We start from the raw sequence: 15,056 nt of genomic DNA on the forward strand, positions 1-15,056 counted from the left end.
CGGGCCGGAGACAGAGCAGTGGCCCCGCGGATCGGGATCTGCGGGGCCACTGAGGGGGTGGGTCAGGCGGGGATCGGTTCCAGGCGCCAGCCGGTGGCGCGTTCGCGTTCGTTCCAGAAGGCGGCGTAGCGGCCGTTGGCGGCGAGGAGTTCGGTGTGGGTGCCGCGTTCGGCGATGCGGCCGCCGTCGAGGAACAGGATCTGGTCGGCGTGGGCGATGGTGGCCAGGCGGTGGGCGACGACGAGGACTGTTTTGTCCCTGGTCAGTTCGTGGATGCCACGGACGACCACGGCTTCGCTGTGCGGGTCCAGCGCGCTGGTGGCCTCGTCGAGCAGGACGATGGGGGCGTCCTTGAGCAGGGCGCGGGCGATCGAGACGCGCTGGCGTTCACCGCCGGACAGCGAGGCACCGCCCTCGCCGACCTGGGTGTCGAAGCCCTCGGGGAGGCGCTCGACGATCTCGTCCACGCGGGCCGCCCGGGCGGCGCGGTTCAGGTCGTCCTCGGTGGCCTCGGGGTTGCCGATGCGGATGTTCTCGGCGACCGAGCGGTTGAACAGGTAGACGTTCTGGAACACCAGCGACATCTGGCCGAGCAGGGTCTCCGACGGCTGGGCGCGCACATCGTGCCCGCCGACCGAGACCGCGCCGGACTCCACGTCGTAGAAGCGGGCGGCCAGGCGCAGCAGCGTGGTCTTGCCGGAACCGCTGGGGCCCACGATGGCCGTGGTGGTCCCGGCGGGCACGGTGAACGTCAGGTCCGACAGCACCGGTTCGCCGGGGCGGTAACCGAAGCTGACCTCGTCGAACTCCACGGCGGGAGCGCCGGGGGTGACGGCTTCGGTGGCCTCGGGCAGGGTCGGCTCGTCGAGCAGGTCGGTGATGCGGTCGGCGGCCGCGGCGGCCGAGCGCAGTGCCGAACCCAGCTGGGCGGCCTGGTTGACCGGTTCGATGAAGCGCGAGCTCACCGCGATCAGCGCGATGGCGACGGCGGCCGAGATCGAACCGTCGGTCACCTGCACGACCGCGAGGTAGACCAGCACCAGGAACACGGCCTGCACGAAGATCGCGAAGACGACCAGACCGGGTACGGTCGCGACCATCATCCGCATGACCGCCGACCGATGACTCACCAGCGCGGCGTCGAGCTTCTTGTTGCCCGCGCCCACGGCGCCGAAGGCCCGCAGCACCGGCTGGGCCTGCGCGAATTCGACCACGCGCGAATCGGCTTCGGCGGCGGCGTCGTGCAGCCGGGCGTCGGCGCCGGTGTAGGCGCGGTTGGCCAGGTTGTTCACCAGGTAGAGCACGGGCGCGGCGAGCAGCATGGCCAGCCCGATCCGCCAGTCGATGAACAGCATGCCCAGGCCGACGGCCAGCGGCACGATGATGCCGGTGAGCACCTTGGTGAGCAGGTAGGCGATCAGGCCCTGCATCTCGCGGACCTGCTCGACCACCACGCGCGAGAGCGGTCCGGCGTCGCGGCCCTCGAACCAGCCCAGCGGCAGCGCGTTGAGCTTGTCACCGAGGCTGGTCTGCAGACCCGACTGCATGCCGAGACCGATGCGCAGACCGAGCACGGCCTGCAGGTAACCGAACACGATCAGCCCGCCCACGGCGACGGCCATGCCCAACGCCCACAGCCAGGCGGCGCCCAGGTCGTCGTCGATCAACGATTCGAGCACCGGGACCAGCAGCAGATACGCGGCGGCCTGGCACAGCGCCTGGAGCACGATCGCGGCGAGCAGTTTGGGCACGAGCGGCCCGAATTCGGCGGGAACCAGCCGGAATACCTTGCGAATCATCGTGCGTCCTCCACCAGGGCGAGCGTGCCGAGCGCGGCCTCGTTGATCTCCCAGAGCCGCTGATAGAGCCCACCGGCACCGACCAGATCGGCGTGGCTGCCCTGTTCGGCGAGGGTTCCGTTCTCCAGCACCAGGATGCGATCGACCCCGGTGATGGTGTGCAGGCGGTGCGCGATCACCAGCACCGTGCGACCAGCGACGAGGGCGGCCAGCGCGTCCTGCACGGCGGCCTCGGACTCCGGGTCGGCGAAGGCGGTGGCCTCGTCCAGGACGAGCACCGGGGTGTCGGCGAGCAGGGCGCGCGCGATCGAGAGGCGCTGCGCCTCACCGCCGGAGAGGGTGGCGTCGACGCCGATCTCGGAGTCGTAGCCACGCGGCAGGGCGAGGATGCGGTCGTGGATCTGGGCGGCGCGCGCGGCGCGTTCGATGGCGGCGTCGTCGGCGTCGGGGCGGGCCAGCGCCAGGTTCTCGCGGATCGAACCGCGGATCAGGCGCACGTCCTGGAAGACGAAACCGACCGTGCGATACAGCTCTTCGCTGCCGTATTCGCGGATGTCACGGCCGCCGATGGTGATCCGGCCCGCGCCCACGTCGTAGAAGCGGGGCAGCAGTTTGGCCAGGGTCGACTTGCCCGAGCCGCTCGGGCCGACCAGGGCGGTGATGGTGCCGGGGCGCAGTTCGAGGTCGAGGCCGCGCAGCACGTCGTGGTCGGTGCGGTAGCCGAACTTCACGTCCTCGAAGCGGACCACACCGGCTTCGCCCTCGGTCGCCGACGCGGTGTCGGGCGCCTGCTCGAGTTCGGGAGTCTGCTGCAGTTCGTGCAGGCGCAGGGCGGCGGCGCCACCGGCGCGCAGGGCCTGCGAGCCGTAGCCCAGGCCCAGCAGCGAGCTGCCGATCCCCAGGCCGACCAGCACGAAGGGCAGCATGTCCAGCGGTTCGACCCAGCCGAGGCCGACGCCGCCCAGTCCGCCGAGCACCACGACCAGCATCACGAACACCGGCGCGACGACGATGTCGGAGGCGGCCTGCACGCGCAGGATCGGCATCTTCATCCGTTGCGCGGACTGCACCAGACCGTCGACCGAGTCCTGGAATTCGCGGTGCGCCTTGCCCGCCTGACCGAACGCGCGCACCACCTGGATGCCGTCGACGAACTCGATCGCGGCCTGCGAGGTGCGCTTCTCCCAGCGGGTGTAGACGGCGACGCGGTCGCGGCCGTCGCGGTCCATGATGCGGCCGAACAGGCGCACGTAGACGAGCAGCGGGATCAGCAGGACCAGGGTGAGCCGCCAGTCGACGGTGAACAGGTAGCCCAGCGTCACGATCGGCACCACCAGCGCGCCGACGAATTCGAGGCGGGCGTGCGCGACCAGGTAGTGCAGGGCTTCGACGTCGTCGCGCAGGTAGGTCTTGACCTCGCCGGAGCTGCGCTCACCGAACCAGCCCAGCGGGACCCGGGTGAGCTTGGCGGCCAGCGCCCGGCGCAGGCTCAGCTGGTAGCCCGCGTCCACCGCGTGCGACCAGAGCAGCACGACGACCTGCAGGAACGCGCGCACCAGCAGCACCGCCACGGCGGCACCGAACAGCCACCACACGCGATCGGTGTCGACCGGGGACTCGAGCAGTTCGCGGCAGGCCTGCACGATCAGCAGGAACGGCACGACCGCGCAGATCGAGGCGACCGCGACGATCAGACTCGCCACCGTGAGCATGCCCGACACCGGCGCGAGGATCTCCTTGCGCGCCTGCGCCTCCTGCTGCTTCTTCGCCTTCGCGACCGCCTTGGGCGGCCGGTTGCCCGACTCCGCCCCCGGCGGCGGCGCTACCTGCACCGTCATAACGTTCTCGCCTCTCGACTGTTCGCGGCAACTCGCCGAGGATAGGTTAGCCTAAATTGCCCGGCTGTGAACCGGTGGGCAGGGTGGATGAGCTGCGCGGTTGAACACGCGCGCCGCGGGGAATGGCGAAGGTATGTTCGCTCCCCTGCCGTCCTCGGCCGCATGGCGTCAGCACGACGCGCGCACCGGCTTCGAGGTGGCGTGTTTCCGTGACGGCGAGCGCGGGGTCGTCGCCGAAGGCGTGGTGACCGCCGTCGAGGACGACTCGCCCTGGGCGATCGAGTACCGCCTGCGCGTCGACGAGGGCTGGCACACCCGTTCGGCGCAGATCACCGCCCGCTACCCCGGCGCCCGCCGCGCGCTGACCCTACAGTCCGACGGACTGGGCCGCTGGCAGATCGACGGGGTGACCGCCCCAGAACTCGACGGCTGTCTCGATGTCGACCTGGCGGCGTCGGCGTTCACCAACGCCCTGCCGGTACACCGCCTCGCCCTACCCGTCGGCGAGGGCGCCGACACCCCCGCGGTCTACGTCGCCACCGACCTCACGGTGAGCCGCCTCGACCAGCACTACCGCCGCCTCGCCGACGGCACCGCCCAGCGCTACGACTACGCCTCCCGCCGCTTCGACTTCCGAGCCACCCTCGACTTCGACGAGTCCGGCCTGATAGCGAACTACCCCGGCCTGGCCACCCGCACCGCCTGACCCAGCCCCGCACGCCCGACCTCGAGGAGGGCAGGCCGACGAAGTCGGCCGTCGCGGCCCGTCCAAGGGGGCCGCGACTCGAGCGCGCCAGCGCTCCAACAACACTGTTCCTATGCGACGTAGGCAGCAGCCGCCGCTGCCGAAACGGCACGGCCTCGATCCCGCCCGGCTCCGGCTCCCGGAGGACGGGCACTGGGCGACCGTGCGTGAGCACCTGGTCGAACGGTTGCCGAGGGTGGACCCGGCGCGGATCGACGCCATGCTGGCGGCGGGTGAGATCGTCGACCTGGACGGTCCGCTGACCCCGGACGCGCCGTATGTGCCGGGCGGCGCGGTGTGGTTCCACCGCGACCTGCCCGTCGAACGCGAGGTGCCCTTCGAGATCGGGATCGTGCACCGCGACGACGACCTCCTGGTGATCGACAAGCCCCATTTCCTGGCGACCATCCCGCGCGGCCAGCACATCCTGCAGACCGCGCTGGTCCGTCTGCGCCGCGATCTGGACCTGCCCGATCTGATCCCCGCGCACCGCCTCGACCGGGTGACCGCCGGATTGATCCTGTTCGTGGTGAATCCGGCGGCCCGCGGCGCCTACCAGACGATGTTCCACCGGCGGACCGTCCGCAAGGAGTACGAGGCCATCGCGCCCTACGATCCCGCGCTGGCTCTACCGCGCACCGTGCGCAGCCGGATCATCAAGGAGAAGCATGTGCTCGCCGCCCAAGAGGTGCCCGGCGAGCCCAATGCCGAGACCGAGGTGGAGCTGCTCGAGCACCGCGACGGACTCGGCCGCTACCGGCTGCGCCCGCACACCGGCCGCACCCATCAGTTGCGGCTGCATATGAACAGCCTCGGGGTGCCGATCCTCGGTGACGATTTCTATCCGGTCGTCACCGACAAGTCCGTCGACGACTACTCCCGGCCGCTGCAACTGCTGGCCGCCTCGCTCGCGTTCACCGATCCCCTCAGCGGTCGGCCACGCCGCTTCGAGACCGGGCGCCGTCTGCAAGCCTGGGACGACCTGCCGGGATGGTCCGGATCACCTGTCGAGTAGCTCACAGCGCCGCGGTGCCGTGTCGATCTTGATGCTCGCGCACGGCGCCGGTCGGTCCCCGTTTCGGCCGGAAATCGGGCGCTGACCTGCGTTCACTCGACCGTTTCCTTTTCGTGATATTTCCGTACACTCGGTCGGGTGCCCTCACCCGCGTCCGTCGCCGAACCCCGGCCCAAGCTGCACGCGTACCTCGATATCGCCGTGGTCGTGGTCGTGCTGGCCGGGACCAATCTGATCGCGCATTTCACCACCGCGTGGGCCAATATCGTCACCGTGCCGATCGCGGCGTTCGCGCTGCTGGCTCTGATGCGCAAGCGTGGGCTCGGCTGGGCCGAACTGGGTCTGTCGCCGCGGCACTGGCGGCGCGGGACGCTCTACGCGCTCGGCGCCGTCGGCATCGTGCTCACGGCCGTGGCGATCGGCGCGATCCTGCCGGTCACCCGGCCGTTCTTTCTGGCCGACCGCTACGCCACCATCTCCGGCGCGCTGATCGCCTCGATGATCGTCATCCCCTTGCAGACGGTCATCCCCGAGGAACTCGCCTTCCGCGGGGTGCTGCACGGGACACTGGACCGGGTGCTCGGCGTGCGCGGGCTGTTCGCGGCCGGGTCGCTGCTGTTCGGTTTCTGGCACATCGCCTCATCACTGGGTCTGACCAGCGGAAACAAGGGGCTTTCCGGGATCGTCGGGGGCGGACTGGTCGGGCAGGTGATCGGCATCGCGCTCGCGGTGGCGGCGACCGCCGGGGCCGGGGTGGTGTTCACCTGGCTGCGCAGGCGCAGTGGCAGCCTGCTCGCGCCGATCGCGCTGCACTGGTCGCTCAACGGCGCGGGCGCGCTGGCGGCGGCCGTCGTCTGGCACACCGCACTGAGCTGATCGCGACTCGCGTGGCATTCTGAGCCCGTCTTCCGACATGATGTCATGTCAGAAGCACCGTTGTTTTCGATCGAAAGGCTCACCGCCGATGAAACGCATCCATGCCGGGCTCGTCGTGGCAGTCACCGGCGGCGCCGCGGGCATCGGCCGCGAGATCGCCCACCAGTTCGCCGCGGCGGGGGCACGGGTGTGCATCGGCGATCTGTCGGGTCACGACGCGCGGGTCACCGCCCGCCAACTTCCCGGCACGGTGCACGGATGCGAACTCGACGTCACCGACGAGCGCTCCTTCCACAGTTTCCTCGCCACCACCGAGGCGCTCCTCGGGCCGATCGACGTGCTCGTCAACAACGCGGGCGTGATGTGGGTGGGCTCCTTCGACACCGAACCCGACACCGCCACCGCGCGCATGATCGCGGTCAACCTGCACGGCGTGATCCGGGGCGTCCGCCTGGTCGCGCCCGGGATGCGGGCACGCAAGCGCGGACACATCGTCACCATCGCCTCGGCCGCGTCCCGACTCTCCCCGCCCGGCGAGGCCACCTACGCCGCGACCAAACACGGCGTGCTCGGCTATCTCACCGCCGTGCGCGAGGAACTGCGCGGCACCGGCGTCCAACTCTCGGTGATCATGCCCGGCGTCGTCGACACCGAACTGGCCGTCGGCACCGCCACCGGCGCCGCCGAACTCCTCGACCCCACCGACGTCGCCCACGCGGTCATCGACGTGGTCGAACGCCCCCGCTTCGAAGTCTCGCTACCCGCCTACATCAGCCCGCTCGTCCACCTCGCCGGTCTGCTCCCCCAGCGCCTGCGCGACCTCGCCCTGCGCCGCGCCGTCCCCAACCAGGTCGCCGCCACCCGCGGCTCCGCGGCCCGCACCGCCTACGAGAACCGCGTCCTGCGCGAGCCCGACGCCTGACGCACCCGTCCAGCGGATTCCGCTGTGTCGTTGACCATCCCGCGGCCGACGTTTACGCTCTCTGGCAATCACACATATGTTCGATAGTCCATATGTTCGAGTGACGCGGAAGGCGCGAGATGTCCGACGACCGGTCGATCGAGAATGCCCTCAGCACGCCGGACACCGCGATCACCGCCCTCGCGCAGCAGGTGGCGACGGCGCGAGGAAAGATCGGGCTGCAGCACGACACCGCGCTCTACGAGGCGCTGTCCGACTCCGAGATCCGCGCCGAACGCGAACTGGCCGAATGGGTGCGCGCGCAGCGACGGAAACAGCGGCGCCGCGTCGTCGCCGACGAACTCGCCACCGACCGCCGCGACCGCCGCACGGGCGCGCTCATCCGCCGCGCCGACGAGGCCGACGCGCGCTGGCATCGCAAGGCGCTGGCCGCGCGGCGGCGGGTGTCGAGCGCCGATGCCCGGCTCGCGCAGCTGTATCGGCGGTCGGAGTGGTCCTCGCGGGCGCTGATCGGGGTCGTCGTGCTCGGGATGGTCTGGGCGGGTGTGAACGTCCAGCGCAATCTCGTGCCCAGCGGGGACATGAGCGACCCGCTCTACTGGCTCAGCTACGGCATCGAGGCGATGATCTCGATCCCGATCATCGTCATCATGATCACCGCCACCACCGCCGCCCGCTGGGGCCGCGAACTGGAACGCGGCAAGGTCCTGCTGTTCGAACTGGCCCTGCTCGGCACCACCGTCGCCCTGAACGCGGGCCCGCACCTGGCCGCCGGATCCTTCGGCCGCGCCGCCGAATACGCCATCGCGCCGGTGATGGTGGGGGTCGTCATCTGGCTGCACGCCTGGGTGTCGGCGCGGTACGCGCTGCTGATCGAAGCGGCGTCGGTGGGGTTGCCGGGTGAGGTTCCTGCCTACGTGCCCGCCGAGCGGGTGATGTCGAGTGATGCCGCCGTGTCCGAATTCGGTGTCGGCTCGACGGAGCAGGTCGCACCCGTGGAGATGCCGGTCGACGTGACGTCCGCCGAGATCACGGAACTGCCGGACACCTCGGACTCGGATACGGAATCGGCATCCGACGCTCCCGACACCGATATGCGTACCGAACAGCCTGTGGCGCAACGAAAGCAGAGCGCTCGCCGCGTCGCGGTCTCGACCGCTCCCAGCACCCTCGAACTCATCCACAAGGCCGCCGCCGACCACCGGCGCAACGGCACCGACCAAACCGTTCGGATACCCGCCCCCACCACCCGGCGAATACCGGTGGCCGCCGCCGCGCAGACTCCCGCGGGCGACGCGACCGGCACCGACCCGGTTCCCGAGGCGACGGCGCACGCCGACACCGTCGCCCGTGACCCCAACGGCGACACCCCCGCACCCACCGAATCGGTAGTGGTGCACAACGATCCACAACCCCCGGCCGACGAGCCCGAACAGCTCACCCTCACCCCCGACCTCGCGGCAACGACATCGACAACGGCAACGAAGCGACACCCCGCCCAGCCCACCGCGGCCACGTCGCCAACCGCCGCCGACATGCTGCCCTCCGCCGAGGAGACGCCAGCCGTCGACATGGTGTCCACGGCCGACGGCACGCCGACCGTCAGCAAAGTCCCCACCGCCGACAGCACGCCGACCGTCAGCGAAGTCCCCACTGCCGACACGACGTCGAAAGCCGACAAGACGCCGACAGCCAATGGCGCACCTACCGCCGACCAGGCGTCCACCACGCCGACGAACGATCAGCCGCCGACCACCCCCGAATCCCCCGCCGACCAGCACCCGGAGCCCGAGCCCACCCCGGACAACCTCCACGCAGTCGACGAACCACTCACCGACACCCCCGACTTCGACGACCAAGACCTCCCCCACGACTTCGACGACGACACCGAAGTCCGTGCCTTGGCCCGCCAGATCGCCCACCGCAACCCCTTGCGCCTGACCATCGACCAGATCGAGGAGATCCTCGAACTCACCGACCAGTCCTGGTCGGCCCCCAGCATCGGCGCCGAGGTGGGCGTCCCCGGCACCACCGTCACCAACATCGTCGACTTCGCCCGCAAGATCCGCCAGCCCTACGCCTACACCGGCTGACCCAGACCGCGCCCCGGCCCCGATTCCGCTCGGGGCCGGGGACGCTTCTCCTGGCCGCCGATCAGTCGCAGTCGTCAGGGAACAACCGAAATGCCGGGTAGCCGTTCAACGGCCTGAGGACGCGGAAATCGCGACGGTCCAGCGTCAGGATCGCATCGGTGTCGAACTCCGACGCCAGGGCGACCGCGACGGCGTCCACCAGGTCGAGGTCGAGGCTGTCGTAGGTGGCCCGTACCGCGATCGCGGTCTCGAGCTGGGCGGCGTCGACCTGGGCGAGTACCACCCGGGTGGACGCGACACGCTCGGCCAACGATCCGAGTATCCGATCAGCGACCTTTCGGTTCGCGCGAACGGTCGCCACGTGGTGCACTTCGGTCAACGCCATCGGGCTGACCACCAGCGCGCTGGCCGAATCGGCGGCCCGTCGCACGGCGAAGTGCTTCGGGTCCGAGCGATTGAACAACGCGAGCAGGCCCGAGGTGTCGGCGACGACGATCACGCCCGTCGGCTCATTGCCGCACGAATGTCGTCCTTGCTGATCGGGCCGCCCAGATCGAAGGTCTCGTCATCGCCGACCAGCGGCGTGTCCCACTGCCGGTTGCGCAGGAGGTAGGCCCGCAGCGCATCGCGCATGATCTCGTTCTTGGACCGGCCTTCGCCGTGGGCCTGCGCGGCCAGCGCCGCCTCTTCTTCGTCGGTGAGTCGCATCGTCCAAGCCATACGACCAATGGTATCAACCATGACACCACCGAGGTCTGGAGACACGACGAAGGCCCGCTTCCCCAGGGGAAACGGGCCTTCGTGGCAACGATCTCGATGGATCGAGGAGGGACCTTACTTGGCCTTCTCCAGGACCTCGACCAGACGCCAGCGCTTGGTGGCCGACAGCGGACGGGTCTCCATCAGCTGAACGCGGTCGCCGACACCGGCGATCTCGTTCTCGTCATGCGCCTTCACCTTGGAGGTGGTGCGAATGATCTTGCCGTAGAGCGGGTGCCGGTGACGGTCTTCCAGCTCGACGACGATCGTCTTGTTCATCTTGTCCGAGACGACGTAGCCGCTGCGTACCTTGCGGCTGTTGCGCTCTTCCTTGTTCTCGCTCATGCCGCGTCTCCCTTGCCAGCGGGTGCCGTGGCCAGGCCGAGCTCGCGCTCACGCATGACCGTGTAGATGCGCGCGATCTCGTGGCGGACGACGCGCAGACGACGGTTGTTGTCGAGCTGACCCGTCGCCATCTGGAAGCGCAGGTTGAAGAGCTCTTCCTTGCTCTCGCGCAGTTTGGCCACGAGCTCTTCTTCGTTGAGCTCGCGGAGCTCTGCGGCCGGTGTTCCGGTAGCCATCAGAACTGCTCCTCCCTGGTCACGATCCTGCACTTCATGGGGAGCTTGTGCATCGCGCGACGCAGGGCCTCGCGAGCGATCTCCTCGTTGGGGTAAGACATCTCGAACATGACCCGACCGGGCTTCACGTTCGCGACCCACCACTCCGGCGAACCCTTACCGGAACCCATGCGGGTCTCGGCGGGCTTCTTGGTGAGCGGGCGGTCGGGGTAGATGTTGATCCAGATCTTGCCGCCACGCTTGATGTGGCGGGTCATCGCGATACGCGCCGACTCGATCTGACGGTTGGTGATGTAGGCGGGCTCGAGGGCCTGGATGCCGTACTCACCGAACGCCACCGCGGTGCCGCCCTTGGACATGCCGGAGCGGGACGGGTGGTGCTGCTTGCGGTGCTTGACGCGACGGGGCATCAGCATGCGTCAGCCCTCCTGGTTCTCTGCCGGTGCGTCGGCCACAGCGGTGGCGGCGCGACCGACCTCGGTCGAGGTCGCGGTGGTGCCGGCGGAACCGGAACGACGCGGGCGGCTCGGACGCTCGCGACGCGGGCGCTCCGGAGCAGCGGCGGCGGCGGTCAGCTCACGACGACCACCGACGATGTCACCCTTGTAGATCCAGACCTTCACGCCGATGCGACCGAAGGTGGTCTTGGCCTCGTAGAGGCCGTAGTCGATGTCCGCACGCAGGGTGTGCAGCGGAACCCGACCCTCACGGTAGAACTCCGAGCGCGACATTTCGGCGCCACCGAGGCGGCCCGAGCACTGCACACGGATGCCCTTGACGTTCGGCGAACGCATGGCCGACTGGATGGCCTTGCGCATCGCGCGACGGAACGCCACACGGTTGCTGAGCTGCTCGGCCACACCCTGGGCCACCAGCTGCGCATCCGACTCGGGGTTCTTGACCTCGAGGATGTTCAGCTGGACCTGCTTCTTGGTGAGCTTCTCCAGCTCGGCGCGGATGCGGTCGGCCTCCGCGCCACGGCGACCGATCACGATGCCGGGACGCGCGGTGTGGATGTCCACACGGACGCGGTCACGGGTGCGCTCGATCTCGACCTTCGAGATGCCTGCCCGCTCCATGCCGGTGGCGAGGAGCTTGCGGATCTGAACGTCTTCCTTCACGTATTCCGCGTACTGCTTGTCCGCGTACCAACGCGACTTCCAGTCGGTGGTGATACCGAGGCGGAAGCCATGGGGGTTGATTTTCTGTCCCATTTACTTTGCCCCTCCCTTCCGGCGGCTACGAGTGGCAGCGCCGACGGTGGGCACGCTCTCGACCTCGATGGTGATGTGGCTGGTGCGCTTGCGGATCCGGAACGCGCGGCCCTGGGCCCGCGGCTGGAAACGCTTCATGGTGGCACCCTCGTCGACGAACGCGGTCGAGATGACCAGGGTGGCCGGGTTCAGGCCGAGGTTGTTCTCGGCGTTCGCCGCGGCACTGGCCACGACCTTGGCGACCGGCTCGCTCGCGGCCTGCGGCGCGAACTTCAGGATCGCCAGGGCGTCCTCGACGCGCTTGCCGCGGACCAGGTCCACGACGCGACGCGCCTTCATCGGGGTGACCCGCACGTGCTTGGCGGTGGCGCGGGCAGTCGGGTTCTGAATGGTTTCAGTCATCGCCGCTTGCTCTTCCGGTCGTCCTTGACGTGGCTCTTGAACGTCCTGGTCGGCGCGAACTCACCGAGCTTGTGTCCGACCATGTTGTCCGAGACGAACACCGGGACATGCTTGCGACCGTCGTGGACGGCGAAAGTGTGGCCGATGAAATCGGGGATGATGGTCGAGCGACGCGACCAGGTCTTGATGACCTGCTTCGTGCCCTTCTCGTTCTGCACGTCCACCTTCGCGAGGAGGTGGTCGTCGACGAACGGGCCCTTCTTGAGGCTGCGTGGCATTTCTTACCTCCTCCTTAGCGCTTCTTGCCGGTCTTGCGGCGGCGAACGATGAGCTTGTCGCTCGGACGGTTGGGCTTACGGGTGCGGCCCTCAGGCTGACCCCACGGGGAGACCGGGTGGCGACCACCGGAGGTCTTGCCCTCACCACCACCGTGCGGGTGGTCGACCGGGTTCATGACGACACCACGGACGGTAGGACGACGGCCCTTCCAGCGCATACGGCCGGCCTTGCCCCAGTTGATGTTCGACTGCTCGGCGTTGCCGACCTCGCCGACGGTGGCGCGGCAGCGCACGTCGACACGGCGGATTTCACCGGAGGGCATACGCAGGGTCGCGTACGGCCCTTCCTTGCCCAGCAGCTGGATGCTCATGCCCGCGGCACGAGCCATCTTGGCGCCGCCGCCCGGACGCAGTTCCACGTTGTGGATCGTGGTACCGGTCGGGATGTTGCGCAGCGGCAAGTTGTTGCCCGGCTTGATGTCGGCCGTGGGGCCGGACTCGATCGGGCTGCCCTGCTTGATGCCCTTGGGCGCGATGATGTAGCGCTTCTCGCCGTCGGCGAAGTGCAGCAGGGCGATGTTGGCGGTGCGGTTGGGGTCGTACTCGATGTGCGCGACCTTGGCCGGGATGCCGTCCTTGTCCAGTCGACGGAAGTCGATGACACGGTAGGCACGCTTGTGACCGCCACCGCGGTGACGCGTGGTGATGCGACCGTGCGCGTTACGACCACCGGACTTGGTGAGCGGGCGCAGCAGCGACTTCTCCGGCGTCGACCGGGTGATCTCGGCGAAGTCCGAGACGCTCGAGCCACGACGGCCCGGCGTAGTCGGCTTGTACTTACGGATTGCCATGAGTTCTTCTCTGCTTTCTGGATGACCAGCCGCTTACGCGACCGGGCCTCCGAAGATCTCGATGGGCTTGCTGTCGGCCGAGATGGTCACGAGCGCGCGCTTGGTGTCCTTGCGCTTGCCGTAACCGAAGCGGGTCCGCTTGCGCTTGCCCTGACGGTTGGCGGTGTTGACGCTGGTCACCTTGACGCCGAAGACCTTCTCGACGGCAATCTTGATCTGCGTCTTGTTCGAATCCGGGTGCACCAGGAAGGTGTAGGTGCCTTCCTCGATCAGTCCGTAGGACTTCTCCGAGATGACCGGTGCGAGCAGGATGTCGCGGGGGTCGGCGATGGTGCTCACTTGCTCTCCTCCTGGGCCGCCTCGGCGGGACCGTGAACGAACGCGTTCAGGGCCTCGACGCTGAACACCAGTTCGTCGCTGTTGAGGACGTCGTAGGTGTTGAGCTGATCCGGGGCGATCGGCAGCACGTTCTGCAGGTTCGCCACGCTCTTCCACGCGGCGACGTCCTCGCGACCGACCACGACCAGGAACTTCTTGCGATCCGACAGCTCGGACAGGAAGCTCTTGGCGGCCTTGGTCGACGGGGTCTGACCCGCGACCAGTTCGGTGATCACGTGGATGCGCTCGTTGCGGGCCCGGTCGGAGAGGGCACCGCGCAGGGCGGCGGCCTTCATCTTCTTGGGGGTCCGCTGGCTGTAGTCACGCGGCTGCGGGCCGTGGACGGTGCCACCGCCGGCGAACTGCGGCGCACGGGTCGAACCCTGGCGGGCGCGGCCGGTGCCCTTCTGGCGGTACGGCTTCTTGCCACCACCACGGACCTCACCACGAGTCTTCGTGGCGTGGGTGCCCTGACGAGCGGCGGCGAGCTGAGCGATGACGACCTGGTGCATCAGCGAGACGTTGGCGGTCACGTCGAAGATCTCCGCGGGGAGCTCGACGGTGCCCTCGGTCTTGCCGCCTGCGGCCTTGACGGTCAGCGTCAGGTTGGCCTTCTTCTCGAGGCTGGTCATGCGTGCGCACCACCCTTCACGGCGCTCTTGACGATTACGACGTTGCCCTTGCGGCCAGGGATCGCGCCCTTGACCAGGAGCAGGCCGTTCTCGGCGTCGACCTTGTGAACCGAAAGGTTCTGCGTGGTGACGCGGTCGTTACCCATACGGCCCGACATGCGCATGCCCTTGAACACGCGGCCGGGAGTGGCGCAGCCACCGATGGAGCCCGGGCGACGGTGCACAGCCTGCGCACCGTGCGAGGCGCCCTGGCCCTTGAAGCCGTGACGCTTCATGGTGCCGGCGAAGCCCTTGCCCTTGCTGATTCCGGTCACGTCGACGTAGGTGCCCTCTTCGAAGACATCGGCGGAGAGCTCCTGGCCGATCTCGAAGGTGGAGGCATCCGCGACGCGGATCTCGGTGACGTGGCGGCGCGGGGTGACACCGGCCTTGGCGAACTGGCCGGAAGTCGGCTTGTTCACCTTGCGCGGGTCGATGGCGCCGAAAGCGATCTGGACGGCCGAGTAGCCGTCGCGCTCCACGGTGCGGATCTGGGTGACCACGTTCGGGCCCGCCTTGATGACGGTGACCGGGACGACGCGGTTCTTCTCGTCGAAGACCTGGGTCATGCCGAGCTTGGTGCCCAGGATTCCGGCCGCGGGCCGGTTCTTGTTGTCAGTCATATCTCGAGTCC

The 15,056-nt window shown here is 68.8% G+C and carries 19 protein-coding genes; 5 read left to right on the plus strand and 14 right to left on the minus strand.

What is annotated here, in order from left to right; genetic code table 11:
* Nucleotides 1-62 precede the first annotated feature (62 nt).
* Both QC180_RS21335 and QC180_RS21340 read right to left on the minus strand, forming a co-directional pair.
* Entirely contained in the window at nucleotides 63-1,799 is a 1,737-nt protein-coding gene (locus QC180_RS21335; protein ID WP_278264571.1) for an ABC transporter ATP-binding protein, read from the minus strand.
* Nucleotides 1,796-3,637 carry an ABC transporter ATP-binding protein gene (locus tag QC180_RS21340; RefSeq protein ID WP_278264572.1) on the minus strand — a complete coding sequence of 614 codons (1,842 nt, stop codon included), beginning with the start codon at nucleotides 3,635-3,637 and terminating at the stop codon, nucleotides 1,796-1,798. The genes QC180_RS21335 and QC180_RS21340 overlap by 4 nt, the downstream gene beginning before the upstream one ends.
* A 133-nt stretch (nucleotides 3,638-3,770) precedes the next feature.
* Between QC180_RS21340 and QC180_RS21345 the strand changes: the two genes are divergently transcribed.
* The 5 genes from QC180_RS21345 (at nucleotide 3,771) to QC180_RS21365 (ending at nucleotide 9,288) form a co-directional block, all read left to right on the plus strand.
* Nucleotides 3,771-4,343, plus strand: coding sequence for a putative glycolipid-binding domain-containing protein (locus QC180_RS21345; RefSeq protein ID WP_278264573.1), 573 nt, complete (start codon nucleotides 3,771-3,773; stop codon nucleotides 4,341-4,343).
* Nucleotides 4,344-4,455: 112 nt separating this feature from the next.
* The gene (locus tag QC180_RS21350; protein WP_278264574.1) at nucleotides 4,456-5,397 is read left to right on the plus strand and encodes an RluA family pseudouridine synthase; all 942 of its coding nucleotides are present in this window, start codon (nucleotides 4,456-4,458) and stop codon (nucleotides 5,395-5,397) included.
* A 138-nt stretch (nucleotides 5,398-5,535) separates the two neighbouring features.
* A complete protein-coding gene (locus tag QC180_RS21355) occupies nucleotides 5,536-6,273 on the plus strand; it encodes a CPBP family intramembrane glutamic endopeptidase (protein WP_278264575.1) in 738 nt (245 codons plus the stop codon).
* 88 nt (nucleotides 6,274-6,361) lie between these two features.
* Complete coding sequence (locus QC180_RS21360) at nucleotides 6,362-7,195, plus strand: SDR family oxidoreductase (protein ID WP_278264576.1); 834 nt, start codon at nucleotides 6,362-6,364, stop codon at nucleotides 7,193-7,195.
* A 119-nt stretch (nucleotides 7,196-7,314) separates the two neighbouring features.
* Nucleotides 7,315-9,288, plus strand: a complete 1,974-nt coding sequence (locus QC180_RS21365; RefSeq protein ID WP_278264577.1) for a hypothetical protein — start codon at nucleotides 7,315-7,317, stop codon at nucleotides 9,286-9,288.
* Between the two features lie 61 nt (nucleotides 9,289-9,349).
* Here the strand turns inward: QC180_RS21365 and QC180_RS21370 are convergent, their stop codons facing one another.
* The 12 genes from QC180_RS21370 to rplC all read right to left on the minus strand — a co-directional run bounded on the left by QC180_RS21370 (nucleotide 9,350) and on the right by rplC (nucleotide 15,045).
* A complete protein-coding gene (locus QC180_RS21370) occupies nucleotides 9,350-9,787 on the minus strand; it encodes a type II toxin-antitoxin system VapC family toxin (RefSeq protein WP_278264578.1) in 438 nt (145 codons plus the stop codon).
* Entirely contained in the window at nucleotides 9,784-10,008 is a 225-nt protein-coding gene (locus QC180_RS21375; protein ID WP_278264579.1) for a ribbon-helix-helix protein, CopG family, read from the minus strand. The genes QC180_RS21370 and QC180_RS21375 overlap by 4 nt, the downstream gene beginning before the upstream one ends.
* A 114-nt stretch (nucleotides 10,009-10,122) precedes the next feature.
* Nucleotides 10,123-10,392 (minus strand): 30S ribosomal protein S17, encoded by a 270-nt coding sequence (gene rpsQ / locus QC180_RS21380; RefSeq protein WP_278264580.1) that lies wholly within the window; start codon nucleotides 10,390-10,392, stop codon nucleotides 10,123-10,125.
* Complete coding sequence (gene rpmC, locus QC180_RS21385; RefSeq protein WP_019045024.1) at nucleotides 10,389-10,628, minus strand: 50S ribosomal protein L29; 240 nt, start codon at nucleotides 10,626-10,628, stop codon at nucleotides 10,389-10,391. Before rpmC ends, rpsQ begins: the two co-directional genes overlap by 4 nt.
* Nucleotides 10,628-11,044 (minus strand): 50S ribosomal protein L16, encoded by a 417-nt coding sequence (gene rplP, locus QC180_RS21390; RefSeq protein ID WP_278264581.1) that lies wholly within the window; start codon nucleotides 11,042-11,044, stop codon nucleotides 10,628-10,630. Before rplP ends, rpmC begins: the two co-directional genes overlap by 1 nt.
* Before the next feature lie 3 nt (nucleotides 11,045-11,047).
* Nucleotides 11,048-11,842, minus strand: a complete 795-nt coding sequence (rpsC, locus tag QC180_RS21395) for a 30S ribosomal protein S3 (RefSeq protein ID WP_019045022.1) — start codon at nucleotides 11,840-11,842, stop codon at nucleotides 11,048-11,050.
* Entirely contained in the window at nucleotides 11,843-12,244 is a 402-nt protein-coding gene (gene rplV, locus QC180_RS21400; RefSeq protein ID WP_278264582.1) for a 50S ribosomal protein L22, read from the minus strand.
* Nucleotides 12,241-12,522 carry a 30S ribosomal protein S19 gene (rpsS, locus tag QC180_RS21405; RefSeq protein WP_019045020.1) on the minus strand — a complete coding sequence of 94 codons (282 nt, stop codon included), beginning with the start codon at nucleotides 12,520-12,522 and terminating at the stop codon, nucleotides 12,241-12,243. The genes rplV and rpsS overlap by 4 nt, the downstream gene beginning before the upstream one ends.
* A gap of 14 nt (nucleotides 12,523-12,536) precedes the next feature.
* Nucleotides 12,537-13,373: a 50S ribosomal protein L2 gene (rplB, locus tag QC180_RS21410; RefSeq protein WP_067491152.1), complete on the minus strand. Its 837-nt coding sequence runs from the start codon at nucleotides 13,371-13,373 to the stop codon at nucleotides 12,537-12,539.
* A gap of 33 nt (nucleotides 13,374-13,406) precedes the next feature.
* Nucleotides 13,407-13,712 (minus strand): 50S ribosomal protein L23, encoded by a 306-nt coding sequence (gene rplW, locus QC180_RS21415; RefSeq protein ID WP_019045018.1) that lies wholly within the window; start codon nucleotides 13,710-13,712, stop codon nucleotides 13,407-13,409.
* The gene (rplD, locus tag QC180_RS21420) at nucleotides 13,709-14,383 is read right to left on the minus strand and encodes a 50S ribosomal protein L4 (RefSeq protein WP_278264583.1); all 675 of its coding nucleotides are present in this window, start codon (nucleotides 14,381-14,383) and stop codon (nucleotides 13,709-13,711) included. Before rplD ends, rplW begins: the two co-directional genes overlap by 4 nt.
* Nucleotides 14,380-15,045, minus strand: coding sequence for a 50S ribosomal protein L3 (rplC, locus tag QC180_RS21425; RefSeq protein WP_071926407.1), 666 nt, complete (start codon nucleotides 15,043-15,045; stop codon nucleotides 14,380-14,382). Before rplC ends, rplD begins: the two co-directional genes overlap by 4 nt.
* Nucleotides 15,046-15,056: the final 11 nt, after the last annotated feature.

It is taken from the genome of Nocardia anocheti, from assembly GCF_029675105.1.
Lineage (GTDB): Bacteria > Actinomycetota > Actinomycetes > Mycobacteriales > Mycobacteriaceae > Nocardia.

What these genes read in the sequence shown, in the direction of transcription:
- QC180_RS21335 (WP_278264571.1), bottom strand. Translation starts at nt 1,799, where the DNA reads ATGATTCGCAAGGTATTCCGGCTGGTTCCCGCCGAATTCGGGCCGCTC.
- QC180_RS21340 (WP_278264572.1), bottom strand. Translation starts at nt 3,637, where the DNA reads ATGACGGTGCAGGTAGCGCCGCCGCCGGGGGCGGAGTCGGGCAACCGG.
- QC180_RS21345 (WP_278264573.1), top strand. Translation starts at nt 3,771, where the DNA reads ATGTTCGCTCCCCTGCCGTCCTCGGCCGCATGGCGTCAGCACGACGCG.
- QC180_RS21350 (WP_278264574.1), top strand. Translation starts at nt 4,456, where the DNA reads ATGCGACGTAGGCAGCAGCCGCCGCTGCCGAAACGGCACGGCCTCGAT.
- QC180_RS21360 (WP_278264576.1), top strand. Translation starts at nt 6,362, where the DNA reads ATGAAACGCATCCATGCCGGGCTCGTCGTGGCAGTCACCGGCGGCGCC.
- QC180_RS21365 (WP_278264577.1), top strand. Translation starts at nt 7,315, where the DNA reads ATGTCCGACGACCGGTCGATCGAGAATGCCCTCAGCACGCCGGACACC.
- QC180_RS21375 (WP_278264579.1), bottom strand. Translation starts at nt 10,008, where the DNA reads ATGGCTTGGACGATGCGACTCACCGACGAAGAAGAGGCGGCGCTGGCC.
- rpsQ (WP_278264580.1), bottom strand. Translation starts at nt 10,392, where the DNA reads ATGAGCGAGAACAAGGAAGAGCGCAACAGCCGCAAGGTACGCAGCGGC.
- rpmC (WP_019045024.1), bottom strand. Translation starts at nt 10,628, where the DNA reads ATGGCTACCGGAACACCGGCCGCAGAGCTCCGCGAGCTCAACGAAGAA.
- rplP (WP_278264581.1), bottom strand. Translation starts at nt 11,044, where the DNA reads ATGCTGATGCCCCGTCGCGTCAAGCACCGCAAGCAGCACCACCCGTCC.
- rpsC (WP_019045022.1), bottom strand. Translation starts at nt 11,842, where the DNA reads ATGGGACAGAAAATCAACCCCCATGGCTTCCGCCTCGGTATCACCACC.
- rplV (WP_278264582.1), bottom strand. Translation starts at nt 12,244, where the DNA reads ATGACTGAAACCATTCAGAACCCGACTGCCCGCGCCACCGCCAAGCAC.
- rpsS (WP_019045020.1), bottom strand. Translation starts at nt 12,522, where the DNA reads ATGCCACGCAGCCTCAAGAAGGGCCCGTTCGTCGACGACCACCTCCTC.
- rplB (WP_067491152.1), bottom strand. Translation starts at nt 13,373, where the DNA reads ATGGCAATCCGTAAGTACAAGCCGACTACGCCGGGCCGTCGTGGCTCG.
- rplD (WP_278264583.1), bottom strand. Translation starts at nt 14,383, where the DNA reads ATGACCAGCCTCGAGAAGAAGGCCAACCTGACGCTGACCGTCAAGGCC.
- rplC (WP_071926407.1), bottom strand. Translation starts at nt 15,045, where the DNA reads ATGACTGACAACAAGAACCGGCCCGCGGCCGGAATCCTGGGCACCAAG.